At 64.3% G+C, this 26,394-nt stretch carries 28 protein-coding genes; 4 read left to right on the top strand and 24 right to left on the bottom strand.

Annotation, left to right across the window (positions count from 1 at the left end):
- Positions 1 to 111 precede the first annotated feature (111 nt).
- The 8 genes from J3474_RS14785 to bcsS all read right to left on the bottom strand — a co-directional run bounded on the left by J3474_RS14785 (position 112) and on the right by bcsS (position 7,372).
- Positions 112 to 1,437 carry an ATP-binding protein gene (locus tag J3474_RS14785; RefSeq protein ID WP_041558891.1) on the bottom strand — a complete coding sequence of 442 codons (1,326 nt, stop codon included), beginning with the start codon at positions 1,435 to 1,437 and terminating at the stop codon, positions 112 to 114.
- Positions 1,437 to 2,165 carry a response regulator gene (locus J3474_RS14780; RefSeq protein WP_013832987.1) on the bottom strand — a complete coding sequence of 243 codons (729 nt, stop codon included), beginning with the start codon at positions 2,163 to 2,165 and terminating at the stop codon, positions 1,437 to 1,439. Before J3474_RS14780 ends, J3474_RS14785 begins: the two co-directional genes overlap by 1 nt.
- Before the next feature lie 118 nt (positions 2,166 to 2,283).
- On the bottom strand, positions 2,284 to 2,928 hold the full coding sequence (locus tag J3474_RS14775) for a hypothetical protein (RefSeq protein WP_013832988.1): 645 nt from the start codon (positions 2,926 to 2,928) through the stop codon (positions 2,284 to 2,286).
- Positions 2,925 to 3,242, bottom strand: coding sequence for a hypothetical protein (locus J3474_RS14770; RefSeq protein WP_207094670.1), 318 nt, complete (start codon positions 3,240 to 3,242; stop codon positions 2,925 to 2,927). Before J3474_RS14770 ends, J3474_RS14775 begins: the two co-directional genes overlap by 4 nt.
- A gap of 161 nt (positions 3,243 to 3,403) precedes the next feature.
- Positions 3,404 to 3,706: an Hpt domain-containing protein gene (locus J3474_RS14765; protein WP_158511860.1), complete on the bottom strand. Its 303-nt coding sequence runs from the start codon at positions 3,704 to 3,706 to the stop codon at positions 3,404 to 3,406.
- Positions 3,699 to 4,070 carry a response regulator gene (locus J3474_RS14760; protein ID WP_013832990.1) on the bottom strand — a complete coding sequence of 124 codons (372 nt, stop codon included), beginning with the start codon at positions 4,068 to 4,070 and terminating at the stop codon, positions 3,699 to 3,701. The genes J3474_RS14765 and J3474_RS14760 overlap by 8 nt, the downstream gene beginning before the upstream one ends.
- Complete coding sequence (locus tag J3474_RS14755; RefSeq protein ID WP_207094669.1) at positions 4,067 to 6,583, bottom strand: ATP-binding protein; 2,517 nt, start codon at positions 6,581 to 6,583, stop codon at positions 4,067 to 4,069. Before J3474_RS14755 ends, J3474_RS14760 begins: the two co-directional genes overlap by 4 nt.
- 84 nt (positions 6,584 to 6,667) lie before the next feature.
- Complete coding sequence (bcsS, locus tag J3474_RS14750) at positions 6,668 to 7,372, bottom strand: cellulose biosynthesis protein BcsS (protein ID WP_207094668.1); 705 nt, start codon at positions 7,370 to 7,372, stop codon at positions 6,668 to 6,670.
- A gap of 138 nt (positions 7,373 to 7,510) precedes the next feature.
- Between bcsS and J3474_RS14745 the strand changes: the two genes are divergently transcribed.
- A complete protein-coding gene (locus tag J3474_RS14745) occupies positions 7,511 to 8,731 on the top strand; it encodes a PP2C family protein-serine/threonine phosphatase (RefSeq protein ID WP_207094667.1) in 1,221 nt (406 codons plus the stop codon).
- Positions 8,728 to 9,141 carry an ATP-binding protein gene (locus J3474_RS14735; RefSeq protein ID WP_242528418.1) on the top strand — a complete coding sequence of 138 codons (414 nt, stop codon included), beginning with the start codon at positions 8,728 to 8,730 and terminating at the stop codon, positions 9,139 to 9,141. The genes J3474_RS14745 and J3474_RS14735 overlap by 4 nt, the downstream gene beginning before the upstream one ends.
- Here J3474_RS14735 and J3474_RS14730 read toward each other — a convergent pair.
- The gene (locus J3474_RS14730) at positions 9,132 to 9,320 is read right to left on the bottom strand and encodes a hypothetical protein (protein WP_041558894.1); all 189 of its coding nucleotides are present in this window, start codon (positions 9,318 to 9,320) and stop codon (positions 9,132 to 9,134) included. The genes J3474_RS14735 and J3474_RS14730 overlap by 10 nt on opposite strands.
- Complete coding sequence (locus J3474_RS14725) at positions 9,317 to 11,185, bottom strand: glycosyltransferase (RefSeq protein ID WP_207094666.1); 1,869 nt, start codon at positions 11,183 to 11,185, stop codon at positions 9,317 to 9,319. Before J3474_RS14725 ends, J3474_RS14730 begins: the two co-directional genes overlap by 4 nt.
- 373 nt (positions 11,186 to 11,558) lie before the next feature.
- On the opposite strand from J3474_RS14725, the gene J3474_RS14720 reads away from it, so the two are divergent.
- Positions 11,559 to 12,359, top strand: a complete 801-nt coding sequence (locus J3474_RS14720) for a DUF2189 domain-containing protein (RefSeq protein ID WP_207094665.1) — start codon at positions 11,559 to 11,561, stop codon at positions 12,357 to 12,359.
- Between the two features lie 6 nt (positions 12,360 to 12,365).
- On the opposite strand, the gene J3474_RS14715 is transcribed toward J3474_RS14720, so the two are convergent.
- The 14 genes from J3474_RS14715 to cyoA all read right to left on the bottom strand — a co-directional run bounded on the left by J3474_RS14715 (position 12,366) and on the right by cyoA (position 24,873).
- Entirely contained in the window at positions 12,366 to 13,052 is a 687-nt protein-coding gene (locus tag J3474_RS14715; RefSeq protein WP_207094664.1) for a cytochrome c family protein, read from the bottom strand.
- 3 nt (positions 13,053 to 13,055) lie between these two features.
- Positions 13,056 to 13,424, bottom strand: coding sequence for a cytochrome C oxidase subunit IV family protein (locus J3474_RS14710; protein WP_007011778.1), 369 nt, complete (start codon positions 13,422 to 13,424; stop codon positions 13,056 to 13,058).
- Between the two features lie 18 nt (positions 13,425 to 13,442).
- Complete coding sequence (locus J3474_RS14705) at positions 13,443 to 14,138, bottom strand: heme-copper oxidase subunit III family protein (protein WP_207094663.1); 696 nt, start codon at positions 14,136 to 14,138, stop codon at positions 13,443 to 13,445.
- A gap of 22 nt (positions 14,139 to 14,160) precedes the next feature.
- Positions 14,161 to 14,799, bottom strand: coding sequence for a heme-copper oxidase subunit III (locus J3474_RS14700; RefSeq protein WP_207094662.1), 639 nt, complete (start codon positions 14,797 to 14,799; stop codon positions 14,161 to 14,163).
- Positions 14,796 to 16,544 (bottom strand): cbb3-type cytochrome c oxidase subunit I, encoded by a 1,749-nt coding sequence (locus tag J3474_RS14695; protein ID WP_207094661.1) that lies wholly within the window; start codon positions 16,542 to 16,544, stop codon positions 14,796 to 14,798. The genes J3474_RS14700 and J3474_RS14695 overlap by 4 nt, the downstream gene beginning before the upstream one ends.
- The gene (locus J3474_RS14690; protein ID WP_207094660.1) at positions 16,544 to 17,413 is read right to left on the bottom strand and encodes a cytochrome c oxidase subunit II; all 870 of its coding nucleotides are present in this window, start codon (positions 17,411 to 17,413) and stop codon (positions 16,544 to 16,546) included. The genes J3474_RS14695 and J3474_RS14690 overlap by 1 nt, the downstream gene beginning before the upstream one ends.
- Before the next feature lie 146 nt (positions 17,414 to 17,559).
- Positions 17,560 to 17,940 carry a winged helix-turn-helix domain-containing protein gene (locus J3474_RS14685; RefSeq protein WP_007011773.1) on the bottom strand — a complete coding sequence of 127 codons (381 nt, stop codon included), beginning with the start codon at positions 17,938 to 17,940 and terminating at the stop codon, positions 17,560 to 17,562.
- 15 nt (positions 17,941 to 17,955) lie between these two features.
- Positions 17,956 to 18,504, bottom strand: coding sequence for a response regulator transcription factor (locus tag J3474_RS14680; protein WP_007011772.1), 549 nt, complete (start codon positions 18,502 to 18,504; stop codon positions 17,956 to 17,958).
- Entirely contained in the window at positions 18,501 to 19,796 is a 1,296-nt protein-coding gene (locus J3474_RS14675; RefSeq protein ID WP_013833002.1) for an ATP-binding protein, read from the bottom strand. The genes J3474_RS14680 and J3474_RS14675 overlap by 4 nt, the downstream gene beginning before the upstream one ends.
- Complete coding sequence (locus J3474_RS14670; protein ID WP_207094659.1) at positions 19,790 to 20,479, bottom strand: SURF1 family protein; 690 nt, start codon at positions 20,477 to 20,479, stop codon at positions 19,790 to 19,792. The genes J3474_RS14675 and J3474_RS14670 overlap by 7 nt, the downstream gene beginning before the upstream one ends.
- Before the next feature lie 71 nt (positions 20,480 to 20,550).
- Entirely contained in the window at positions 20,551 to 20,961 is a 411-nt protein-coding gene (gene cyoD, locus J3474_RS14665; protein WP_041558897.1) for a cytochrome o ubiquinol oxidase subunit IV, read from the bottom strand.
- Positions 20,961 to 21,605: a cytochrome o ubiquinol oxidase subunit III gene (cyoC, locus tag J3474_RS14660; RefSeq protein WP_207094658.1), complete on the bottom strand. Its 645-nt coding sequence runs from the start codon at positions 21,603 to 21,605 to the stop codon at positions 20,961 to 20,963. Before cyoC ends, cyoD begins: the two co-directional genes overlap by 1 nt.
- Before the next feature lie 3 nt (positions 21,606 to 21,608).
- Complete coding sequence (gene cyoB, locus J3474_RS14655) at positions 21,609 to 23,615, bottom strand: cytochrome o ubiquinol oxidase subunit I (protein WP_013833005.1); 2,007 nt, start codon at positions 23,613 to 23,615, stop codon at positions 21,609 to 21,611.
- Positions 23,616 to 23,619: 4 nt separating this feature from the next.
- Positions 23,620 to 24,873 carry a ubiquinol oxidase subunit II gene (cyoA, locus tag J3474_RS14650; RefSeq protein WP_207094657.1) on the bottom strand — a complete coding sequence of 418 codons (1,254 nt, stop codon included), beginning with the start codon at positions 24,871 to 24,873 and terminating at the stop codon, positions 23,620 to 23,622.
- A 191-nt stretch (positions 24,874 to 25,064) separates the two neighbouring features.
- On the opposite strand from cyoA, the gene J3474_RS14645 reads away from it, so the two are divergent.
- Positions 25,065 to 26,390: an MFS transporter gene (locus tag J3474_RS14645; RefSeq protein ID WP_207094656.1), complete on the top strand. Its 1,326-nt coding sequence runs from the start codon at positions 25,065 to 25,067 to the stop codon at positions 26,388 to 26,390.
- The last annotated feature ends 4 nt before the right edge of the window (positions 26,391 to 26,394 follow it).

Here is a 26,394-nt window from a genome sequence, read left to right as displayed (position 1 = left end):
TAGAATCGTCCTGCGGGATTTCCCCTCAGGTTCTTCTCCAAGAGCTAGGTGGCGTGCTTGTCCGTCATTGTTCGCGAACGTTACGAAGTTTTGCTGCGGTGCGGCGATTCGTCATTCGGGCGCAAGTGGCAGGCGGACGGTCGCGCGAAGGCCGCCGTCGCGCCGATTGCGCAAGTCGAGCGTTCCGTTCTCCGCGCGCACGGCCTTCTGGACGATCGGCAGGCCAAGCCCCATGCCTGCGGTGTCGCGGCTGCGCGCCGTATCGAGACGCACGAAGGGCTGGAGCGCATCGGCGATGCGGTCTTCCGGGATGCCGGGACCATCGTCCTCGACGACGACTTCCGCGCCGTCGCCGTCGCGGCGCACGGTGACCCGGACGTTGCCGCCATAGTGAATGGCGTTCTCGATGAGGTTGGAAAGCGCGCGCCGTATGGCCACCGGCCGGGCCTTGATGATGACGCCGGGTGTGCCCTCGAACCGGGCGTCGGCGCCATGGTCTGCAGCGGTATCGACGAGCGTTTCGGCCATGATCGAGAGGTTGATGCGCTCGGAAGGAATCGTTTCGCCGCCGTTGTCGATATAGGCCTGGATCGATTCGATCAGCATGCGCATCTCGTCGATGTCATGGGAAATGCCTTCGCGCACCTCCTGCCCGATGCTGCCGTCGTCGAGGCGCAGGCGCATGCGCGATAGCGGTGTCTTGAGGTCATGCCCGATCGCCAGCATCGTCTGCGTGCGGTCGACCAGAGACTGGTGGATGCGTTCCTGCATGTCGTTGAGCGCGCGGATCAGCTGGCGCATCTCGTCCGGGCCGCGTTCGGGCACGGGCTGGGGCGGTCCGGAGCCCAGTTCCCGGGTCGCACCGATCAACGAGCGCAACGGCTTGAGCATCGCGCGCAACAGCACCCAGGCGAAGGCGATCAGCAGCAGAGTGGGCAGGATCATGCTCACGAGCCGCCCGGCGGTCAGCTTCCAGGCGGCATTGGCGTGGGTGTGGAACTTGAGAATGCTGCGGTCCGACAGCAGGATCGAGCCGCCGATATTGCCTTTGCCCGGAAGCTCCTCAAGGTGCAGTTCGATGTCGCCCGTGGCAAGGGTGGGTTCGATCTCCACGACTTGCGCGCGCAAGTTGGCGAGGCCCAGCGATCCGCGCTTGCGGTCAGAGGGGGGCGACCACTCGAGCGAAAAGCGATCCGTGCTCAGGGCATCGGCGATGGCGTCGCGCTCCACGCCCGGCGCACGCTCTATGGCGCGGGTCGCCAGCACGAGGTTTTCGGCAATCCGCTCGGCATCGTCACGGCGCAGTTCGAACGAGTTGACACGTTCGAACAGCACCGTGTTGGCGATGATGTCGACGACGAGGACGAGCAGGAGAACGGCAAGCAGGCGCTCTGGCAGGCCGAGGCGCCGGAACAGTCCCATGCCGCGCGAGAGCATCAGGTACGGGTCACTTCCGCCCTGAACATGTAGCCGACGCCGCGCACCGTGACGATCGGCGACTCCTTGTCTTCGGTCTGGAGCTTGCGACGCAGTCGGCTGACAAGGACGTCGATGCTGCGATCCGAGCTGTCGCCGATACGCGAGCGCGACAGTTCCATCAGGCGCTCACGCCCGAGCACCCGCTGGGGATAGCCCAGGAAGGTGGAGAGCAGGTCGAATTCCGCACCGGTCAGGTCGACCATGGCGCCGTTCGGAGAGCGCAGTTCGCGCCGCGCGAGCGAAACCTGCCATCCATCGAAGTAGATCAGTTCGGGCGCGCGGCCGTCGGCGGGGCTTTCTATGGTACCTTCGTAGCCGCCGCGGCGCAGGACTGCACTGACTCGGGCCGCCAGTTCGCGCGTACTGAACGGCTTGGGAAGATAATCGTCGGCGCCCAGCTCAAGCCCGAGCACGCGATCTTCCTCGCTGCCCTTTGCGGAGATGAAGATGATCGGAATGTCGCTTTCCCGGCGCAGGCTGCGGAACAGGTCGAAGCCGCTGGTGCCCGGAAGCATGATGTCCAGCACGATCAGCTGGACCGGGGATTCGCGCAGGGTGACCCACATCTCCGCCCCCGTTGCCGCCGTCAACACGTTGAAACCGCTCTGGCGCAGGGCCCGGGCGGTTAACGTACGGAGCGCACCATCGTCTTCGACGAGAAGAATGGTGGGGGGCGTAGTGATCATGTCGTGGGGGGATCTGATTCTGTGTGCGAACGTCATCGTCTCTTGCATGTTGCCAGGTAAATAGGAAGGCCGGTGCGGTCAGGCAAACCGCAACGACGCGAATAGCGGGATTTTTCGATCAGCCCAGCGTGCGAGGCAAGGCCTGGCGCACTGTCTCGACAGCGTCGAGCAGACCTGCGGCTTCTGCCGGGGCGAGGCCGCCACTGATCGACTTGCCGTTCTCGGCCCTGAACTTGAGCTGCCATGGCCTGCGGCTTTCAGGCGTGTAGCTTTCCGCGATCTCGCTCACGACCTGCTCCGGCAGTTCGAAGACGAGCCGTGTGTGCCGGTTGCACGCCCGGTGGATGGCGTCGACGGAGGGGCAGTCCTCCTTCCATTGCTCGGCGAACAGCAGGTCGGCCTGGGCGGTCTGCCCGCCGGCTTCGTAATTGACGCCGACCACGCGCGGGGTCGGGCCCGGATGCACCAGCTCGTGCCAAACCTGCCAGCGGACCGCGCCGGACTGTCGATCGACCAGCGCGCGCAGGTGGACGTCGCGAGCGTGGGCGCCGCCGATCGAGCGACCGCGATCCCATGCTTCGCGGGTGGACACGACGACATGGGGGGTGGCCGGATCGTCGTGGACCTTGACCTGCTCGCGAACCTCATCGGGAGTGAGCTGCGCCAAGGCGGCGGGAAGCCGGTCGTAGGCGAATGCGGAGCCGGCCCCGGCGAAGGGCGCGATCGCCAGCGCCAAGGGCAGCAGCGAACGCGCGAGGATCATTGCGCGCTCTCTTCGCGTGCCGTCTCAAGTGCGAAGTCGGAGCGTGATGCTTCGCCTTGTGCCTTCACCAGGCGGTGGCGGCAGGAAGGGTTCTTGGTGGGGTGCGCGGCGCAGGAAAGCTTTGCCTGTTCGTTGCCTTTTGTTTCCGAGGAATTGATGCGGCTCATGCCGATCACGCCCTTGGCCTTGAGGAAGGGGCGATGCGGATAGGCCTGGGCTGCCGGAGCCGTTTCCATGCAGGCAAGGGTTGTCGCAGTGCAGGAAACGCCCGGGTTTGCGAGGGTGGAAATGGCGAAAAGCGCTGCCGAAAACATTCTGTGCTCCCATGTGGAATCTCGATGGCTCCTGATTGGGAGTTCTTCGTGTCCTGGTTCCTTCGTCTCCGTGACGAATTGTTTCCGTGGCGCTATTTTCGGAAATGAACCGGAAAGGCTTCGCATGCGCCAGGGTCGGTTTGATCGTGCTGGTCTTCGGCTCAGTCCTTGCCGATAAGCGCCCTGATGCAGTCGGTCAGCTTGTCGATATCGGCGCGCGACATGGTGGTTTCGCCGGGCCGGTAGACAAGGCCTTCCTCCAGCATTCGCGCAGCCGCTCCCAACTCCGGATAGCCCATGGTACCGGCCATGCCTGCGATCTTGTGCGCGGCAGCGATCAGTTCCATGCGCGCGATCTCGTCTTCAAGATCCTCGCGCAATGCCAGCAGGGCGGGCAGATTTCCGCGCAGGCGTTCCAAGAATCGCTGGCGCAGCGGAGCCAGCTTGTCTTCGAGGTCAGACACGGTCGACCAACTCATGTACCTGTGTGGCCAGGGTCATCGCGTCGAATGGCTTGGCGATCACGCCCAGCGCTCCGAGCGACATCAGGTGCTGGCGTTCATGCTCCTGCGCGCGGGCGGTGATGTAAACGATCGGGACGCGGCTGCCGAAGCGCCTCCTGATTTCCGAATGGGTGGTCGGCCCGTCCATGTCGGGCATCATCATGTCGAGCAGGACAAGGTCGGGCGTCCATGTTTCGAGGATCGCCAGTGCTTCGGCGCCCGAGCCACAGGCGCGCACATGAAGCTCGGGATCGATCTCGAGCGCGATGGTTGCGACCTCGCGCAGGTCAGGCTCGTCGTCCACGTAGAGGATTTCGATGGTCATGCGACGGTTTCCCGGGTGTCCGTCGGAGAGGTGAGGCTTTCGACGATGCCAACCAGCGCGCCGATCGGAGTCCGGGCCTTGGTCAGGTAGGCATCGACCGAACCGGCGGTTTCGGGATCGGCGTCCTGCGCGGAGAAGATCACGACCGGCAGCAACGGTTCGCCGTTGCGGTGCAGGTCGGGAAGCAGGGCGCTGCCGTCGCCGTCGGTCAGGGTAAGGTCCAGGATCGCCAGGTCGAAGCTGCGCTGGGCCAGTTCGCGCCGCGCCGCTGCCAGGCCATCTACGGTCACGACGTCGGCACGCCCTTCGAGGGCCTCGGCGACGATACGGGCGATATCGGGGTCATCCTCAAGGTGGAGGACGCGAGGGCGCGTGCCGTCGAGGACTCGGGCGGCGGCATCGACGCTGTCGATCAGGCGCGTGACCTCGACCGGCTTGGACAGCCAGTCCAGAACGAGCGCGGCATCGCCCTCCATTTCATCGGGACCGGGCCTGCCACCCAGCGCGAGAACCGGGGTTTGCGCGTGTTCGGCGGTCTCGCGCACCGTGCGGATGATTTCGATCCCGGCGCCGTCCGGCAGCCCCATGTCGACCACGATGCCGTCATAAACGCTCTCGGCCAGTGCGTCTCGGACTTGTTCCATGTTGCCGACCAGTTTGACCGTGTTCCCGGAGCGTCGCAGGGCCTCTGCGAAAGCGCTGGCCGCAATGTTACCGCACAGGAGCAGGCTCGCCTCGTGCCCCTGCTCTGTGATCCGGGGCCTTGCAATCATGGCGGGCAGGTCGACATGGAAACTCGTGCCCTCGTTGAGCTGGCTTTCGAAGCTCACTTCGCCGCCAAGGCGCTGGACGATCTCGCGCACGATCGACAGGCCGAGGCCTGTCCCGCCCTTCTGCCGGGTGTCGGACGAGTCCGCCTGCGCGAACTTGCCGAAGATCCGGCTGCGGAATTCCTCGGGGATGCCCAGCCCCTCATCGGCGAAAGACACGCGATGAGACCTGGTCCCGGGCGTGACCGTTACCGTGACGGTCCCCCCTTTGGGCGAGAACTTGATCGCATTCGACATCAGGTTGGCGAACACCTGGGCGAGGCGGTCCGGGTCGGCATTGATGAGCAGCGTTCCCTGCGGAGCCTTCAGTGCCAGCCGAACTCCGTAGCCATCGGCGAAACTGCGGTTTGCCTCGATGGATTCCGCCAGCGCCGCGGTCAGGTCGATCTCGCGATTGTGGAACGGCATGCTCCCCGATTCGATCTTCTCGATGTCGAGTATGTCGTTGATCAGGCGCACGAGGCGGTTGGCATTGTTCTGCGCGATCGAGATCAGCCTCCCGGCGCGCTCACTCAATTCTCCTGCTGCGCCGCCGCTGAGCAGGCCCAGCGATCCGGCGATCGAGGTGAGCGGTGTGCGCAGTTCATGGCTGACTGTCGAGACGAATTCGGACTTCAGCTGCTCGACGCGCTTTCGTTCGGTGATGTCGCGAATGACCGCCACGTAGCGCAGGCCTTCGTTCAGGACCATCGCAGAAAGCGCGATCTCTATGGGGAATTCGGTTCCGTCCTTGCGTTTGCCGGTGAGCTCGCGCGCCGTGCCCTGGTTGTCGCGCGACAGGTGTATTTCGCGCAGTTCGCGGGCGAACGCGCCGATCGCAGGCTGACCGGCGAACAGCATTGCCACGTCGCGGCGGTCCAGTTCGGCCTCGCGGAAACCAAACAGGCGTGTCGTTGCGGCGTTGGAACTCTCGATCGAACCGCTGGGGTTGAGCGTGAGGATACCATCCATGGCGTTTTCCAGCACTGCCTGGCGGCGCAGCGATACGTCCTCGAGCTGGATCAGGGCCTGTTCGCGGGCACGCAGGGTGCGCAGGATGGCAAATCCGGCAACGAGCAGCAGGGCCAGAAGCAGGAACAGCAGGCCGAAAGTCACCCGGCGCAGAGCCGAGATCGCCTGCTGCGAGCGCGCGGAGACTTCGGTCAGCCGGTCGTTCTCGCGCTCGAGCAGGCTGGTGATATGGACCCGGATGCTGTCCATCAGCCGCTTGCCGTCCTTGTTGCGGATCAGGGCAACCGCGTCGCGATTTTCTCCTGACTTCTGCAGGGAAATGACTCGCTCGGTGAAATCGCGCTTGTGGTGCGAAAGCTCCGAAATCGCAGCCAGTTCGGTGAGGTCGTCAGGTTGCCCGGCGAAGGCTCGGCGCAGCGCCGGTTCGATGCGGGCGAGTTCGCGGGTACCCTTGTCGAAAGGCTGGAGAAACTCGGGATCGCCGGTCAGGACATAGCCGCGGCCACCGGTCTCGATGTCCTGATGGGCGGAAAACACCGAGAGGATGAGGTTGCGCTTCTCCTGGGTTTCGGCCTCGGCTGCAGCCAGCCTGTCGGTGGTCTGCACCTGTTCCTGCAGCAGCAGCGCGACACCGCCGATCAGCAGAGGCACGATCAGGGCGATGATCTTGGCGATACGCTGGCGCCAGGTCTCGCGCCGTGCGGATACCGAAGCGGCGAGAGATGTCTTCATCTGGCGGCGTTCCTCCGGAAGGCGTGGACGTATTGCGCTCCGATGCGCTCCGGCGCTGGCTGCGGCACCGGCGCGGCAGGTGGGTCAGAATACGCGGCTGACACCGAGCGCCACGTAGGGCTTGACGTTGCGGCCCGCCTGGTCGGTCACGCCGCCAGAGACAAGGCCCTGCCACTGGCCGGTCAGGCGGGTCGATGCGAAGCCGCCGATGCTGCGCCGGGTATAGCTGCGGTCGCCCTGGATGCCGCCCTCGACGCCAAGACGGGTGTCGCTGTCGCCATCGACCAGCGGGCCGAAGCGGGCCTGCGCGATATAGGCGCGGTCGTTGATGCCCAGCGATCCGAACCACGTGAGGCGCCAGGCGGTGCCAAGCGCGCCATCGGTCTGAACCGCGGCATCGATCCGCGTGCCGCGCAGGCGGTTGCCCGGATCGTCTGGCTTGAGGCTGGTGTCGGTCAGGCGCGGACCGGCCGAGAAGTTGGCCCATCCCCAGTTGCCCGATGTTTGATAGACGAGCGCGACTGCGGCATTCACGTAAGTGGCATCGATGCGCTGGCCGCCCGCTTCGTAGCGGTATTCGCCGCCGCCGACGCCGGCGCGCAGGGCAAGTCCTTCGCCAAGGCGCGCACCGGGCAGGGCCACGACTGCGCCGGCATAGCCGTTGACGCCGTCACCCGCCGATCCTCCGGCATAGGCAACGCCGGAATCCTGCGCGAGGGCAGGCACGGCACATGCGAGCGCGCCAGCCATGATAAGGCCGGCAGTCAGGAACTTGTTAGTCATGTTCATTCGGCATTGGATCCTGGTCGACGGTGCTCCCGGCATTCGGAAAACACTGGCTCATTCCGCAACCTATCGAGAGTTGTTTGCCAAAAGGTAACCATTTCCGAAGATAATTTCGGAACGCCTTCGCAGTTGTCGGATCCGATGCAGACCTTCCAATCCAGCCCCGTGCGCTATCATCTCGAAGTGCTGGTCGTCGATGACGATGACCTGATGAGCGATGTCCTCACGGTCCATCTCGAGGCGCTGGGCTGCAATGTCGCTTGTGCGGCGAGCGCGGAGGAAGCGCTTGCGCTGCTCGCGCGCAAGCCGGTCGACCTGCTGGTCACCGACTGGCAGATGCCGGGGATGGACGGGATCGAACTGGTCCGCCATGTCCGCGCCGGGCGTAGCGAGGACAGCTATCTTCACGTCGTGATGATGACTGCGCGCAACGATGAAGTCGTGATCCGCCGGGCCATGGAAGCGGGCGTCGACGATTTCTTCTTCAAGCCCTTTGAACAGGTCCAGCTCGAACTGGCGGTCCAAAGCGCGCAGCGCAACCGCCTGCTCCATCGCCGCCTGCAGCGCCGCAACAGCCTGCTGGAAGTGGCCCACCGCCGCACGCGTGAAGCGCTCGACCGGGTGCGCGCCGACCTTGATGCGGCCACGGCCCTGCATGCGCGGTTGCTGCCGGCCGAAGGGCTCGTGGGCGCTTTGAATTTCCGCCACCTCTATCGTCCTGCGGCAATGCTCGGCGGCGACTCGATCGGCGTATCGCCCTTGCGCGAGGGCGGGGCGCTGTTCTTCCTGATCGACGTGCGCGGCCACGGCGTGCCTGCAGCGCTCGACTCGTTCCACCTGCACCATCGCATCAAGCAGCTCCGTCCGAAGTCGCCCGGCGATCTCGTGCAGTCGCTCGAATCGATCAACCGCGAGATCCTTGACCGCGGGGACGACAGCTATGCCACGATTGCATGCGGCATCGTCCGGCCCGAGCGCGAGGAGTGCTGGATGGTCTGCGCCGGCCACCCGCGCCCGCTGATCGCAGTAGGAAACGAGGTCCTGACTCCCGAAGTCGAGTACGGCATGGCGGTGGGCTGGTTCGACAATGCATCCTGGAAACCGACGCGCTTTGCCTTCCCTCCCGGCGCAAGACTGGTGCTATATTCTGACGGCGTGACCGAATGCAGCAACAGTGCCGGTGAGCAGTTCGGAGTGGAAAGGTTGGTGAGGACGCTCGCAAGCAATGCCGGCAAGCGGATACGGGACTTCGTTGGCGCACTGGAACTGGGCTTGCTGGCCCGGCGGTCGAGCGCCGGCTTCGAGGATGACATTTCGCTCCTCGTGATCGAGAACAAGATTCTGGAGATACAATCGGCATGACGGGCAACACGCAGATCTTGAGAATCCTGATCCAGCATCCGAGGCTCGATGCGGCGGCAGCTTTTCTCAAGGAATTCTGCGCCCGCGAAGGTGTTGACGATCTGGCGGCGTTCGATGTTGAACTGGCCCTGGTCGAAGCGGCGAACAATGTCGTCGAGCACGGCTACGCCAACAGCGGGCAGGGCGAAATGACGCTCGAAGTCATCGCGGAGGCAGACGTCCTGCGCCTGGTGCTGAGCGATGGCGGGGCGCCGGTGCCGGAAGGATACTTCACCCAATGCCGGGTGGTCGATCCCGAAGCGACCCATGGCCGCGGCTGCAACATCATCCAGGCCTGCGTCGACGAGATCGACTACGTCAGTGCGGACGGCATCAACCGCCTTACGCTGGTTAAGCGACTTCAGTCCTGAGCCCCGCCGGGCGTGGTTGCCGCATCCTGGACCGCAGCGGCATGATCGGGCACCGGCTCGCCCGATTCGCGCTGGAGGTTGCGGTCCTCGATGTGCACGACCAGGGCTCCGGCGACGATCAGCACTATGGCCGTGATGATGTGGCTGCGGCCGCGGCGCAGGTTCTCGCGAATGCTCATGGCAGGTTCTCCGGCGGCGAGCGTTCTTCCTCGGGCTTCCAGAAGGCGGCGCGCACCATGATCGACATGGCGAGGATATTGTTGAGGCCCCACAGCCCGTTGGCGATCAGGCCGCCCAGGCTGTAGCCGCCGCCTACGGCAAACAGGCGGAAAGCACACCAGGCGAAGCTGAGAACGGTTGCTGCCATGATCGCGATCTGCGGCCACACGAGACGCAGGTGCGTGCCCGACTGCCGCTGCTTGGGGGTAACCGGGAAGGAGATCTTCCTGCGCCGGACCACTGCCCACAGGGCGCGTAGCGAGATCGGGAAACTGGCAAGGTAGGACACCTTGCCCTTGAAGCCGGAAAGCCCCCAGGTGCCCATCATGAAGGCCAGTTCGTTAAGGACGAGGAACGGCATCGCGCGCATGAAGAACTCGCCCGTGTAGGCGCTGACGGGCGGGATCGCGGTGGTCATGTAGACGATCGGCGCCAGCAGGAAGACGAGGTTCCACAGCGCCCCGAGGTACGACCAGAAAGTCGTGAGATACATTACGCGCTGCGCCAGCGACATGCCGGGGCGGGTCACCGGGTTGTCGTGGAAGAAGATGTCGAGGCTGCCGCCCGCGTACTTGAAGCGCTGCACCGTCCAGGCGAGCAGGTCCTGCGGCGACAGCATCTTCGATTCCACCTGTGGGTGCAGCACCGTTTTCGAGGTGCGCTCCTTGTCCTGATGGAGGACGATGGTCGAATAGATGTCTTCCGAAACGTGGAACTTGTAGGGCGTCAGTTCCTGCTCCTGCGCGGCCTGCCAGCGGGCGAGCGCGTCTTCCTCGGCATTGCGCGGGCGCAGCAGGCGCGCAATGCGGGATCGCGCATCGGCGGGATCGTGGGCGATGGCATCGGCATAGGCGCGCAGGGCAACGAACATGACCGCCTCGCGACGATGGATCGACCCGGCCCCGCAGCAGAACGCCGCATTCCAGGGATTACGGCGCCGCTGGATGATGTCGTAGAACATCGCGGGATCATTGGCGAAAGGATCTTCGCCGAGGCGGATTTCGCCGAAGACGGTCTCGATCGCCTTGCCCAGCATCCGTCCCGCGGACCCGGCGCGGCGGCCCCATGCATCCTGCAGCCGTTCGCCTTCGGGAATGTCGTAGAACCATTGCGGAGTCTGGACGATGGCAACGTCGGGATCGCGAAAGTAGCCCAGCGTGTGTTCGAGCATCGTCGGGAATGGCCGGGTGTCGGCATCGCAGATCACGATGAAGTCGCCGCTGGTGCGCTCCATGGCATTGCGCAGGTTGCCGGCCTTGTAGCCCGCATTGCTGTCTCGTGTGATGTAGCCGACGCCTTCCTCCTCGCAGACCTGTCGCATTTCGTCGCGCCGGCCGTCGTCGAGTACGTGGATGCGAAAATCGATGGGATGGGGGTAGGTGACCTGCCTCGCATCGCGGATCGAGAGGCGGACGAGTTCGACGTCCTCGTTGTAGGTGGCAATGAACAGGTCGACCGATACCGGGCGCTTCACGGCCTCGCCTTCGCGCACGCAATCAGTGATCGAGGCGGGCGGCTCCCGTCGCGGATAGTCGCGCGTCTTCCACAGGTTGGCGGTGAACAGGAACAGGCCGAAATAGGCGCAGGTCTCTGCAAGCGCCATCGGGATGGCGAACCACAGCGCATCCATGTTGAGCGAACTGGTCCAGCGCCAGGCAATGTAGAACGCGCCGGCGATCAAGGAGCAGACCGCGAGGACCTGCCAGATCAGCTCGACACTGCGTGATCGGGGCAGGGGTGCGGGCGGTCGCCGGTTCTCGAACTTCGAAAAGTAGAAGTCTGCGCTCACGATTGCCCCGTCTGCCTTGGCCGCATCCCGGTTCATGCTCCGGAATGGGTGCAAATATCTAGGGCAAGAGCTTGTAATGTCCACGAGTTTTGGGCCGCGCAAGGATCGGTTGTCGACGAACCGAAGGCGTTAATGATATATCCCGATGCAGTTGAAAGCGGCGCCGTCACTTGTGTTTATCGGTTATATAACTGTGCGAAAGTGTTCGGAATGCTTGCCATGATGCGCGCCGGGGGCGTATTGTCGGGCATCAATCGAAGCCGTGGGGGCAACTCCGAGCTGAGATTTTGACTGACCGCGCTTTCGCTTATCGGCAATGCGGTAATCGATCGACGCCCTTGGCCATGATCCCGGCTGGGAGTTGCAGGCAGAACATTTCCCCTCGGCTGAGAGCGTGGGAGAGATGTCCATGGCAATAGCGCGTCCTGCCGGTTCACTTCATGCCGGCGATGAGATCCACATCCGCAAGATCGGCCTGCATGACCTGATGACGGCCCTTGCCCAGGGATGGGACGATTTCCTCGACAAACGGGGGGATCTCGTTTTCGTCGGGCTGATCTATCCTGCGGCGGTGATGCTTGCGGGCATCTATGCCTATCAGGAGTCGGTGCTGCCCCTGGTCTTCCCGATCGTGGCCGGTGCGGTCCTGCTTGGGCCTGCCGTTGCGAGCGGATTTTATGAACTGGCCCGGCGCCGGGAACTTGGCCTCGATGCCCGCTGGCGGCATTTCCTCGATGTCTTCCACGGCCCTGCGGCCCTGTCGGTCATCAGCCTCGCCGCGGTTGTGGCGCTGCTCTTCGTGGTCTGGCTGATCGCGGCCTGGTATATCTATGCGACGACCTTCGGCGCGGCCTATCCGGATGCGGCCCGCAACGTGGGGACTTTCTTCCAGACCGTGCTGTCGACTTCGGAAGGCTGGCGGATGATCGTCATCGGCAACCTGGTCGGCTTCGGCTTTGCCGTCGTCGTTCTTGCCATGAGCTTCATCTCCTTCCCGATGATGGTCGACGATCGCGTCGACTGGGGAACCGCAATGCGCACATCCGTCCGCGTGGCGATGAAAAGCCCCGGCACGACTGCGATCTGGGGTGTGATGGTGGTCGGAATGCTGGTGCTGGGAGCGCTTCCGGCGCTGATCGGCCTGGCAGTGGTGCTGCCAGTACTCGGTTACGCTACCTGGCACCTCTACACACGGGCTGTGGTGCGCTGAGCGCCGCTACTGCGCCGCCGTTTCCCCGGCCGGCTCCTTGGGCCGGGGAAGCGGGGGCGCACTGCCGCCCAGCGTGGCGAGATAGCGAATGACCGCGGCCCGGTCCTCGGGCTTGCGCAAACCGGCAAAGCCCATCCTGTTTCCCGGAATGTCCCGTGCGGGCGAGGCGAGGTAGTCGAACAGCTTTTCGTAGGACCAGTTTCCGGGCTCCGATTTCATGGCATCGGAATAGGCGAAACCGGCATGAGAGCCGATGTCGCGGCCAACCACGCCCCACAGGTTCGGACCGATCCTGTTCGGGCCGCCTTGGGTGAAATCGTGGCAACTGGCGCAGACCTGTGACTTGGCCTGGCCGACTTGCGGCTCGGCACCTGCTAGCAGGGTGCCCAGGTCCACAGGTGCGGCCTGCGGCTGCGGGGCAGGCGCGGCAATCGGCATCGGCTCGCGGCTGCCCATGCCGTGCATGTAGGCCATCATGCGCGCCCGCTCGCTCGGGTCGTGCATGGCGTTGGGCCAGCCCCGCTGCACCGCGCCCATGTCCATCGGCGCTGCGTTGTTTTCCATCGGATCGTAGCCGAGCTGGCCGCCCGGGGGTTTGCTCATGAGGTGATCGAAGAAGAATCCCAGCCCCCAAGCTACGCCGACCGTTGCCGCAATGCACAGTCCCGCCGCCGTCCATCTCGACCGGATCATGGTTCAGCCTCCTCCGCCGAAGAAGATCGCCCGCGTCCAGAACGTGTAGTCGGACTCGAACAGCATGATCCGCACCAGCACCAGCAGCACCAGCGGCGGGACCAGGATCGCGTAGATCAGCGACAGCCGCTCCCACGCCATGTGCATGAAGATCGACACGATCAGCCCGGCCTTGAGCAGCATGAACACGATGATCAGCGTCCAGCGCACGATCCCCTGAACGTGGAAGTAGTCGACCAGGTAGGACAGCGTGGACAGGACGAAGAGATAACCCCAGACCTTGAGGTAAAGCCCCAGCGGATGCTGCTGATGCCCGTCCTCATGCGCGGATGCGCTCGGGGCCTCTTGGGCGGTCGCGGTGTCATGGTCCATGCCGTGCTTCCTTTCGCGTCACCACAGGTAGAAGAAGGCGAAGATGAAGACCCACACGAGGTCGACGAAGTGCCAGTAGAGGCCTGCGATCTCGACGGCGGAATAGTCGCACTTGCGGTCATAGTGACCGCGCAGGACCAGCGTTGCGACGATCAGCAGCATGATCACGCCGCAGGTCACGTGCAGGCCGTGGAATCCGGTGATCATGAAGAAGCTGGCGCCGAACTGCGGCGCGCCCATCGGGTTGGCCCAGGGCCGCACGCCTTCCTCGACGATCAGCTTGGTCCACTCGAATGCCTGCATGCCCACGAAGGTCGCCCCGAACAGGGCAGTGGCGAACATCAGCGCGGCAGTCTTGCGGCGATCGCCGCGGTATCCGTAGTTCACCGCCAGCGCCATCGTGCCGCTGGAACTGATCAGCACGAAAGTCATGATCGCGATCAGGATCAGCGGTATCGGCTCGCCGCCGATGCTGAGCGCGAAGACTTCGGCGGTATTGGGCCAGGGCAGGCTCGCCGATGCGCGCATCGTCATGTAGGCGGTAAGGAAGCAGGAGAAGATGAAGGTATCGCTGAGCAGGAAGATCCACATCATCGCCTTGCCCCAATGGGTGTGGCGAAAGACTTCCTGATCCGCAGACCAGTCCGCGGCGATCGACTGGATGCCCTGCGCGGCGTCGCGCGGTTCCAACTGGCTTGTCGTTACGTGGTCCATGTTCCCATCGTCCCGCCTCTTTTCAGGTCGCAACCAGCAGCGCCGCCAGCAGCAGCCAGACGGCCAGCAGGTAGTGCCAGTAGTTCGTGCAGAGCCGGACATTGCGGCAGATCCGCTGCCCGTCGGCGCGGATCGCCATCTGGCCGAGCGTGCGTCCGCCCGCGAAGATACCGCCCGCCAGGTGCAGGCCATGGATCGCCGTCAGCAGATAGAAGAAGGCATTGGCGGGATTGGCCGAGAGGTAATAGCCCGCGGTCTGGTAGTGCCACCAGAGCAGCACCTGCCCGACAAGGAACAGCAGTCCCAGTGCATTGCCCGCCAGCACCATCGTTCGCATGCGGGGCACGTCGTCCCGGCGCGAGGCACGGGCGGCGGCTTCCCAGGCAAGGCTGCTGAGCAGCAGTATCGCGGTGTTGATCCAGAGCAGCGGCGGCTCGGGCATCGGGCGCCAGTCGTCGCCCGTTCCGTGATCGACCGCACCGGGGACGCCCATGCGCACCAGGTAGGCCGCCGCGAGCAGCGTGAAAATGACGGTAGCGACGCCGAAATAGACATAGACGCCCACCGTCGCGGCCGCTGGGCGATAGCTGTCCGGCTCGCGGTAACGGTCGATGCCGGGGGTCTCCCAACTCTTCTCGGCAAGCCGCGAAATCAGGCTCATGGCAGCACCTCCTCGGAAGGCGCATCGGCAGATGGCGGCTCGTTCTGGGCGATGAAGTCGCGCGCGGCGTGGGGGACGCTGTAGTCATAGGCCCAGCGGAAGACGGTGGGAAGGCGTGGCCCCCAGTTGCCATGACCCGGCGGGGTCTCAGGCGTCTGCCATTCGAGGCTGGCCGCGCCCCAGGGGTTGGGATCGGCCTTGGGTCCCCGGAAATAGCTCCAGATCATGTTGTAGAAAAACAGGAACTGCGCGGCGAAGACGACGATCGCTGCTACCGATATCGCCTCGTTGGCGAGGTGCGCGGATTCGGGAATGAAGCTTGTCTCGCCCAGCGCATAGTAGCGGCGCGGTACGCCCAGGATGCCGAGGTAGTGCATCGGCAGGTACACCGCATAGACGCCAAGGAACGTGACCCAGAAATGGATCTGGCCCAGCGTCTCGTTCCACATCCTCCCGGTGATCTTGGGATACCAGTGGTAGATTGCACCGAAGATCACGAGGATCGGCGATACGCCCATGACCATGTGGAAGTGGCCGACGACGAAGAACGTGTCGCTCAAGGGGACGTCGACGCTGACATTGCCGAGGAACAGGCCGGTCAACCCGCCGTGGATGAAGGTGAACAGGAAGGCGATGGCGAACAGCATCGGCACGCGCAGGTGAATGTCCCCGCGCCACAGGGTCAGCAGCCAGTTGTAAACCTTGATCGCGGTCGGGATCGCGATGATCAGGGTCGAGGTCGCGAAGAAGAACCCGAAGTACGGATTCATGCCCGAGACGTACATGTGGTGCGCCCAGACCAGGAAGCTCAGCCCGCCGATGACCACGATGGCCCAGACCATCATGCGGTAGCCGAAGATGTTCTTGCGCGCGTGCACGCTGATCAGGTCGGACACGATGCCGAAGGCGGGCAGGGCGACAATGTAGACTTCGGGGTGGCCGAAGAACCAGAACAGGTGCTGGAACAGGAGCGGACTGCCGCCCTGCGTGCTGCTCTCCTGCCCCATCGTCATCATCGCCGGCATGAAGAAACTGCTTCCCAGCAAATGGTCGAGCAGCATCATGATCGCCGCCACGAACAGCGCGGGAAAGGCCAGCAGGCCCATGATCGAGGCGATGAAGATGCCCCACACGGTCAGTGGCATGCGCATCAGCGTCATGCCGCTGGTACGGGCCTGCAGCACGGTCGTCACGTAGTTGAGGCCGCCCATGGTGAAGGCGATGATGAAGATCGCCAGGCTGCCCAGCATGGTGACGATGCCCCACTGGTTGCCGGGCGTGCCTTCGCTGATCGCCTGCGGGGGATAGAGCGTCCAGCCCGCGCCGGTCGGTCCGCCGGGCACGAAGAAGCCGGAGACGAGCACCAGGACGGAGAGCAGATAGATCCAGTAGCTGAGCATGTTGACGAAGGGGAACACCATGTCCCGCGCGCCGATCATCAGCGGGATCATGTAATTGCCGAAACCGCCCAGCAGCAATGCGGTCAGCAGGTAGACCACCATGATCATCCCGTGCATCGATACGTATTGCAGGTAGTTTTCCGGCTGGATCCACGGGAACAGGCCGGGAAAGCCAAGCTGCAGGCGCATCAGCACCGAGAGGACGAGCGCAACCAGCCCGATGGCGATGGCCGTGACGCCATACTGGATCGCGATGACCTTGTGGTCCTGGCTCCAGACGTATTTGCCGACCCAGGTCTTGGGATGATGCATCGGCCTCAGGTCGTCGGCAATCGTCGTAGCCATCAGCGCACCCCCCAGGTTGCCGGCGTCGAACAGGAATTGGCTTTGCGGAACATTTCCGTGACGGCATCCGGGCTGGACATCGCCAGGAGCTGGTTGAAGGTCTCCTGCTGTCCCAGCCATGCCTCGAAGCTTTCGCGTGGCTCTACCACCACCTTGCCGCGCATTTCATGGTGACCCACGCCGCACAGTTCGGCGCAGAGAATGTCAAAGGTTCCGATGGTCGTTGGCGTCATCCAGAAATAGGTGACGAGGCCGGGGACGAGATCCATCTTGGCCCGGAATTCCGGCACGTAGAAGTCGTGCAGCACGTCCTTGGAGCGCAGCACCAGCTTGACCGACTTGCCCTTGGGCAGGTGCAGTTCGTTGCCCTGCACGAGAATGTCGTCGCGGCCGAAGGGGTCGAGCGGATTGACGCCGAAGGGATTGTCCGGCGTCATGTACTGCACGCCGGCGGTTCCGAGCACGCCGTCAGGCCCGGGGTAGCGGAAGGTCCACTGCCACTGCTGGCCGATCGCCTCGACGACGGCGGCATCCTTGGGCACGTCGACATATTTGCCCCAGGCGACGAGGCCGGGGGCGAGCATCCCGACGATGCCAAGGCCGGTCCAGAAGGTCAGCGTCTTTTCGAGCCGGGGGCTCTCCGGCGCATAATGGGCGCGGCTGCCGGGGCGGTGGCGGAAGCGCACTATCGCAAGCGCCAGGAACAGATTGAGCGACACGAAGGCGATCGCGCAGATCAGCAGGGTGATGTGCAGGGCGGAATCGATCGAGTCCCAGTTGGACGCAAGCGGCGTCTGCCACCACGGACTGAGCAGGTGGAATACGATCGAGCCGAGCACGAGCGCCACTATGGCGATCGCAACGCGCATAGGCCTCTCCCCCTATTACCGGGCGAGCCTTTGCCGTTTCAGTGGCAAGTTTCGACTCGCCGGGTCGGATTTAACCAACCCGAAGAGCTATATAGAAAAATGCACAGATAAGGAAGCTTGGCGCCATACGGCGCCGTTGTCCGTCGTTACTCGCTCTGGCTGGGCAGGGGCTCGGGACGCACTCCGTCCTTGAGAAAGGCGTATTCCTCGGAAGACTCGGCCTTGGCGAGAAGGTCCTGCAGGGCGCGGTATCTTTGAAGGACCGTTTCGCCCAGCGTGGAAAGCCGGGCCCCGCGTTCGTGGCTCCCGCCGGCGACCGTTTCCACCAGCGGTTCGGTCCAGCAGCGGTTCATCGCATCGACCAGCAGCCATGCCCGGCGATAGCTCATGCCCATCGCGCGCGCCGCTGCCGAGATCGAGCCTTCGCGTCCGATCGCGTCGAGCAGGTCTGCCTTGCCCGGCCCCATGGCGATTTCGTCTCCGCAATAGAGGCGTGCGTGGAGCTTGAGGCGGGGCGTTTCGGACATGGCGCGATAGTGGCCTCAAATCCGGCGCTTTTCCAGCTTGCGTGCCAGCGTGCGGCGATGCAGTCCCAGGCGGCGGGCGGCCTCGGAAATGTTGAAGTCGCACTCGACCAGGGTCTGGTGGATATATTCCCACTCCAGCGTCTTGATCGAGCTCTTGCGCCCGTCGACCGGGACGTTGGGATCGCCCTGCGCGCTGGAGAAGGCGGCCTCGATGTCGTCGGTATTCGATGGCTTGGCCAGGTAATGCGCCGCGCCCAGCTTGATCGCCTCGACGGCCGTGGCGATGCTGGCATAGCCGGTGAGGACGACGATATGCGTATCGGGCCGCAGGGCGTGGAGCGACTGGACCACCGTGAGCCCGGAATCGTTGCCCAGCTTTAGGTCGACCACGGCATAGTCGAAGTCATCTGCACGGGCGAGTTCGTCGGCCTCTGCCGCCGACGACGCCGAGGCGACGATGTAGCCGCGTCGCTCGAAGGAGCGGCGCAGGGTGCGCCCGAAGGCGGGATCGTCCTCGACGATCAGTAGGGTGGGCTTGTCTTCGCTGCGCTCGCTCGTGGTCATGCCTGGTTGTCCTTGTCATAGGCGAGCGCTGCAAGCGGCAGGATCAGCCGCACGGTTGCGCCGCCCATTTCGCGGTTCTCGACGATGACACGGCCGCCCAGCTTGCGCACCACATTGACCACCAGAAACAGGCCAAGGCCGCCGCCGTCTCGTCCCTTGGTCGAGGAATAGGGCTGGCCGACGCGAGCGAGCATCTCTTTCGAGAAGCCCGGGCCGATATCGCTGACCGCGATGACGATATTGTCGCTTTCGCGCGCAATCTCGAAGATGACAAGGTCGGGCGAGACTTCCTGCGCATTGTCTATTACATTGCCGATGACCTGGCGCAGGCCGGGGTCGGCGACAATCGTCGCATCCTCACCGAAGCGATTCACGAAGCGCAGTTCGCCGTCCATGCGGCTCTGCCATTCCTCGACGATTTCCCCGAACAGGGTGTGGACCGTCGAGATGCTGGGGTTTTCGCCGCGCATTTCGCCGGCCGACATCAGGATCCCGGTGACGATCGTCTTGCAGCGTTCCAGCTCGACGCGCATGTCGGACAGGTCCTCGCCGAGTTCGCCGTTGGCCTTGATCTCGGGCAGGTGGGCCCAGTCCCCGAGGATCACCGACATGGAGGAGAGGGGTGTGCCCAGTTCGTGCGCCGCGCCCGATGCGAGCAGGCCCATGCGGATGATGTGGTCTTCCTCGGCAGCCTGCTGGCGCAGCGCGGCAAGCGCCTTGTCGCTCTCGCGCCGGTTGCGGTCGAGCCGCACGACGAAGAAGACGAGCAGGACTGCAGCAAGCAGAAAGCAGAACAGGCTGCCGAAAATGTAGAGCCGGAACGGGTTGTCGGAATGCGGCGCGGGCAGTTCGAGCGGCACGTACTGGAAGGTGAGCAGCACCATGCACAGGCAGGTGTTGAGCGCGACCAGCCAGCTCCAGCGCGGCTCGAGGATGACGGCGCCGATCACGATCTGCAGCAGGAACAGGAACGTGAAGGGGTTGGTCGCGCCGCCGCTGTGGTAGAGCTGCCAGCACAGTGCGACGACGTCGATCATCAGCGCCACGAACAGCTCGGCCTGGGAAAAGGCACGGCGGCGACGGATGACGCTTGCCGAGCCGAGGTTCACCAGGATCAGCAGCAGCGGAGCGATCAGCAGCGCGGCGAGCGGCAGGTGAACGTGCAGGAACTGCTTGACCGAGACGATGGTGATGAGCTGGCCGATCACCGCGATCCAGCGCAGCTGCATCAGCAGGATGACGCTGCGCCAGGTCTCGCTGCCGGACGTCGGAAAGGCGGCCAGTCTCAGCACGCCTGCCTGCCGCCCTTGCGCGTCCAGACGAAGACCGTCGCGGCAATCGACATGAATGCCATGGCGAACCAGGTCAGGACATAGCCGAGGTGGTTGTCGGGGAAGTGGATAACGGTGAGGCCCGGCTTCGGGGCGAGGCCGCCCGGTACCTTGCCTGCGGCGCTCTCGCTTTGCGCATCGATGAAGACCGGCGCCGCCGGCCCAAGCTGGCGCGACCGGGACAGGGCGGCGATATCACGCGAGTACCAGCGCTCGTCCCCGGGGCGGTTCGACTGCAGCAGGCTGCCGCCCGGTTCGTCCTCGCGCACGAGCCCGATCACCGAGACCCGGCCCTGCGGCACGCCCTTGCGGACTTGCGCCAGCTTGCTCCCTTCGGGAAGGAAGCCGCGGTTGATCCAGACCAGCCTGCCGTCGTCCAAGCGCATCGGCGTCATCGTCCAGTACCCGGTTCCCAGTTCGGTGGCCGCCCGCACCAGTGCGGAGGCCCGGCCGATATAGGTGCCGCTTGCGCGCACGCGAAGATATTCGGTGCCGTCGCTGCCTTTCGCTATCAGCTCGGCATTGCCGGGCAGGGCGGCGGGCACGGCATGGACGCGCGCGTCGACCCGCGCGATCAGCGCGTGCTTCCAGTGCATGCGCTGGATCTGCCACAGGCCAAGTGCGGCAAAACCGACCGTCAGCAAAAGCAGAAGCGCGGCGAACCCGAGGGGCCGCCGCGCTTGCTTGATCTCCGGCCCTGCTGAGCGGGTCCCGGTCAGGGCAACTGCCCCATATCGTGGCTCATCGGCATCATGTTGTGATTGAGGTGGTACATGACCCAGAGCGAACCGGAAAGCGCGATCACGACTATGATGATCGTGAAGATCAGCGCCATGACCGTCCAGCCATTCTCGGCCTTCGTGTTCATGTGCAGGAAGTAGATCATGTGGACCACGATCTGCACGATGGCGAAGGCCATGATGACGAGGGCCGTCGCCTGCTTGTCGGCGATGGCGCCGGTCATCACCAGCCAGAACGGGATCGCGGTCAGGATGACCGAGAGGAAGAACCCGATCAGGTAGTCGCGCATGGAGCCGTGGCTGCCGTGATCTCCGTCATGGTGGCCACCGGCATGGCGATCGTCGGCGTGCGGGTGCGGGTGGATGTGGTGGTCGGCAGCGCTCATCACAGCATTCCCATGAGATAGACGAAAGTGAAGACGCCGATCCAGATGACGTCGAGGAAGTGCCAGAACAGCGAGAGGCACATCAGGCGGCGCTTGTTGGCCGGGATGAGGCCCTTCTTCGCGATCTGGCTTACCAGCGTGAAAAGCCAGACGAGACCGAAGGTGACGTGCAGGCCGTGGGTGCCCACCAGCGAGAAGAACGCGGTTAGGAAGCCCGAACGCATCGGCGTCGCGCCTTCGTGGATGAGGTGCGCGAACTCGTAGAGCTCGATCGAGAGGAACGCGGCGCCGAACACGGCAGTGACGAGCAGCCAGAACTGGGTCTGGCCGACGCGGTTCTTCTCCATCGCGAGCATGGCAAAGCCGTAGGTGATCGAGGAGAACAGCAGCATCGCGGTGTTGAGCGCGACGAGCGGCAGCTCGAACAGGTCCTTGGGTCCCGGGCCCGCGGCGAAGTTACCGCCCAGGACACCGTAGGCCGCGAACAGCATCGCGAAGATGAGGCAGTCGCTCATCAGGTAGAGCCAGAAGCCGAGCATGGTGCTGCCGCCTTCGGGATGGTCGTGCTCGTTCAGGTCGTAGAACGCGGCGGTGATCTCGGCCGGGCTCGCCTTGGGCGAGGATTGCATGGTGGTGGCGTTCATGTCTCAGGCTCCCGCCGCCGCAAGCTGGCGGTCGCGCGCGGCCTCGGTCTCGATGACCGTCTCGACCGGGATGTGGTAGTCGCGCTTGTAGTTGAAGGTATGGGCGATGGCGTAGCCGAGGATGCCGGCGAAGGAGAGCGCCGCCAGCCACCAGATGTACCAGATCATCGCGAAGCCGAAGACCAGCGAGAGACCGGCCAGGATCGCGCCCGCGCCCGTGCCCTTGGGCATGTGGATCGGGCGGAAGCCGCTGGTCGGACGCTCCACGCCGCAGCGCTTCATGTCGTCCCAGGCGTCGATGTCGTGGACGATAGGCGTGAAAGCGAAGTTGTATTCCGGCGGGGGCGAGCTGGTCGACCACTCAAGGGTGCGGCCGTCCCACGGATCGCCGGTCTCGTCCTTCAGTTCCTCGCGCTTCCAGATCGAGACGGCGAACTGGACCAGCATCGCGGCAATGCCGAGCGCGATCAGGAAGGCGCCGAAGGCCGCAACGATGAAGAAGGGCTGGAGCGAGGGATCGTCGAACACGCGCATCCGGCGGGTAACGCCCATCAGGCCCAGGATGTAGAGCGGCATGAAGGCGAACCAGAAGCCGGGGATCCACAGCCAGAAGCTGACCTTGCCCCAGAACTCGTTGAGCTTGAAGCCGAAGGCCTTGGGCCACCAGTAGTTGATTGCCGCGAAGATGCCGAACAGCACGCCGCCGATGATCACGTTGTGGAAGTGGGCGATCAGGAACAGTGAGTTGTGCAGCACGAAGTCGGCAGGTGGCACTGCGAGCAGCACGCCGGTCATGCCGCCGACCACGAAAGTCAGCATGAAGGCGACCGTCCACATCATCGGCAGCTCATAGCGGATGCGTCCGCGGTACATCGTGAACAGCCAGTTGAAGAGCTTCGCGCCCGTCGGGATCGAGATGACCATGGTGGTGATCCCGAAGAACGAGTTGACGCTTGCCCCCGAACCCATCGTGAAGAAGTGGTGCAACCACACGACGTACGACAGGATGGTGATGACCAGCGTGGCGTAGACCATCGAGGAGTAGCCGAAGAGGCGCTTGCCGCAGAAGGTGGAGGTGACTTCCGAGAAGACGCCGAAGAGCGGCAGGATGAGGATGTAGACCTCTGGGTGGCCCCAGATCCAGATCAGGTTCACGTACATCATGGCGTTGCCGCCGAAGTCGTTCGTGAAGAAGTTGAAGCCGAGATAGCGGTCTGCGGTCAGCATCGTCATCACGGCCGTCAGCACCGGGAAGGCGGCAACGATCAGGATGTTGGTGCACAGCGCGGTCCAGGTGAAGATCGGCATGCGCATCATGGTCATGCCCGGCGCCCGCATCTTGACGATGGTCGCGATCAGGTTGACGCCGGATAACAGCGTGCCGACACCGGCTATCTGCAGGGCCCAGATGTAGTAGTCGACGCCGACCCACGGGCTGTACGCGAAGTTGGACAGCGGCGGGTAGGCCAGCCAACCGGTCTGCGCGAACTCGCCGACGAACAGGCTCATCATCACGAGAACCGCGCCGGCCGTCGTCATCCAGAAGCTGAAGTTATTGAGGAACGGAAAGGATACGTCGCGCGCGCCGATCTGCAGCGGCACGATGTAGTTCATCAGGCCGGTGACGAAGGGCATTGCCACGAAGAAGATCATGATCACGCCGTGGGCGGTGAAGATCTGGTCGTAGTGATGGGCGTTGAGGTAACCCTCGTTGCCGTTGAAGGCGATCGACTGCTGGATGCGCATCATCACCGCGTCGGCAAAGCCGCGCAGGAACATGACGAGGCCCAGCACCATGTACATGATGCCGATCTTCTTGTGGTCCACGCTGGTGAACCACTCCTTCCAGAGATAGCCCCAGAGCTTGAAATAGGTCAGCCCGGCAAGCAGCGCCGCGCCGCCGAGGGCGACGACGACGAAAGTCGCCAGGACGATCGGTTCGGTGGGAATGGCATCCCACCACAGGCGGCCCAGCAACAGGCTCCAGTGCGAGTGATCTACGGCTTCCATGTCGTCAGTTCCGGGAAATCAGGAGGGGGCGCGCCGGCGCTTCGTCGTTCTGTTCCAGAGCGACGGAATGCGGGGCGGAAAGGCCGGCGCCGGTCAGCGAGCGCATGCTGGCGGGGGCCTTCACGGTATTGTCTGGGGCCTTGCCGGGCTCCTGCTTGCACAGGGCGCGGACCCAGGCCAGTTCGCGCTTGGTGGCGGCGTCGGGATTGGCGTTCGCCGCTGCCGAAGCCTGGCGGCCGTACTTGTCGTAGGCGAGCATCTCGACGTTGCGGATGCCGGCCTTGCCCAGGCCGCCGCGCGCGTCGATCGCCATCATCTCGCTCATGCACATCTTGCCCGGCTCCACGCACATGTCGAGGATGGCGCCGTAAAGGTCTGCATCGACCGAGGCATAGCGGGCGACCGGGTTCTTCTCGCTCGGCTTCTCAAGCTTCAGGTAAGTCGCGCGGTCGAGCGTGCCGGCGCTGTCCTTGCCTCCGGTCTTCACGCCATCGACCCACTTGGCGAAGTCCGCGTCGGAAACCGAATGCGTGGCAAAGCGCATGTGCGAGAAGCCTGCGCCCGAATAGTTGGCCGAAAAGCCGATGAAGTTGCCGGTCTCGTTCATCACTGCATGCAGGCGCGTTTCCATGCCCGGCATCGCGTAGATCTGGCCGGCCATGGCGGGCACATAGAACGAGTTCATCACGCTCGATGCGGTGATCTTGAACTGCAGCGGGCGGTTGGTCGGCACGACCAGCTCGTTGACGGTGGCGATGCCCTGCTCGGGGTAGATGAACAGCCACTTCCAGTCGAGCGCGACGACGTCGACCTCGAGCGGCTCGGCATCGTGCGCGACCGCGGTCTGCTTGTCGATGCGGCCGATCGTGCGATAGGGGTCGAGCAGGTGGGTGCCCACCCAGGTCAGCGCGCCCAGGCAGATGATGATGAGCAGCGGCGCCGCCCAGATTACCAGTTCCAGCTGGGTCGAGTGATCCCAGTCCGGCTCGTAGGTCGCTTCCTTGTTCGACGCGCGGTAACGCCACGCGAAGAAGATCGTGAGCGCCATGACCGGAACGATGATCAGCAGCATCAGCACGGTCGAGATGACGACGAGGTCACCTTGCTGTTGCGCGACATCGCCGGCCGGGTCGAGCACGACCGTATTGCAGGCGGAAAGGGCGCCCGTCAGCGCCAGGGCGGCGGCAGTGCGGGCGACGGGGACTCGGGCCAGCGCGGACAGAAGGCGCGGCGAAGGGGGAGACTCGGGAGAGCGCATGGCGCAGCGCCTAGGCCGATGCTGCGAATGCGAACATAGGACATTTTGTCCAATCCCCTTGATGGCGATCAATGACGATAGGGCGCAGATGTGACGTCGGGCGCCGCGTGCGTCCCGCAAGTGATTCGTCCGTGACAGGCGCAGGATTGCAGCACCGGGCACGGACCAGAAACAAAGGCCGCGAGATCCAGATGACCAGCACCCCCCAGACCGGCGAAGGAGTCCGCGAAGCCCTGGGCCTGCCCATCTTCAAGGAACATCACGAGCCCTCGCCGGGCGAGATCGCCATTGGCGTGATCATTGGCCGCACCTCGGAATTCTTCGACTTCTTCGTCTACGCCATCGCTTCGGTGCTGGTGTTCCCGAAGCTGTTCTTCCCGTTCGTCGATGCGCTGACCGGCACGCTCTATTCCTTCGCGATCTTTGCGCTGGCGTTCATCGCACGCCCGGTCGGTTCGCTCGTCTTCATGGCCGTCGACCGGGCTTATGGCCGCGGCACCAAGCTGACGATCGCGCTGTTCATGCTTGGCGGCTCGACCGCATCGATCGCCTTCCTGCCTTCCTATGCCGATGCCGGGACCACCTCGATCTGGCTGCTGGCGCTGCTGCGCCTTGGCCAGGGCTTTGCGCTCGGCGGTACCTGGGACGGTCTCGCCTCGCTGCTCGCGCTCAACGCGCCGGAGAACCGCCGCGGCTGGTACGCGATGATCCCGCAGCTGGGCGCGCCGTTCGGCCTGATCGTGGCAAGCATGCTGTTCGCCTACATGATCGCTTCGCTGCCTGCTGCCGACTTCCTTGACTGGGGCTGGCGCTACCCGTTCTTCGTGGCTTTCGCGATCAACGTCGTGGCGCTCTTCGCGCGTCTGCGCATCGTCGTAACTTCCGAGTTCGAGCACTTGTTCAACAGCCGCGACCTGCAGCCGGTCAGCGTGCTCGGCACTATCCGCAGCGAGTGGCGCACCATCGTGATCGGCGCCTTCGCACCGCTTGCCAGCTTCGCGCTGTTCCACATGGTCTCGGTCTTCCCGCTGTCCTGGGTGTTCCTCTTCACCCGTGAAGCGCCGACGAGCTTTCTGCTGATCGAGGCGATGGCGGCAGCCTTCGGCGTCGTCGCGGTCATCGCCTCCGGCCGCCTGGCCGACAAGTACGGCCGTCGCCGCCTGCTGGGCGCCTGCGCCGTGGGCATCGCCGTGTTCTCCGGCTTCGCGCCGCAGCTGCTCGACGCAGGCACGGCCGGTGAGATCGTGTTCATGGTGATCGGTTTCATCCTGCTGGGCCTGGCCTTCGGGCAGTCCTCGGGCGTGGTCGCCTCGGGCTTCGCAAGCGAGCACCGCTACACCGGATCGGCGCTGACCAGCGACCTTTCCTGGCTCTTCGGTGCCGGTTTCGCGCCGCTGGCCGCGCTGCTGCTCTCGGTCAATTTCGGGCTGATCGCCTCGGGTGCCTACCTGCTATCGGGTGCGCTTGGTACGCTTCTGGCGCTCTGGTCGAACTCGGAGCTGGCAAGCCGCAACTGAAGCA

Origin of the sequence: Novosphingobium sp. PY1 (assembly GCF_017312445.1) — a bacterium.
GTDB lineage: Bacteria > Pseudomonadota > Alphaproteobacteria > Sphingomonadales > Sphingomonadaceae > Novosphingobium.
The sequence above is the reverse complement of the archived record's forward strand: the minus strand, read 5'-3'. Positions and strand labels throughout refer to the sequence as shown.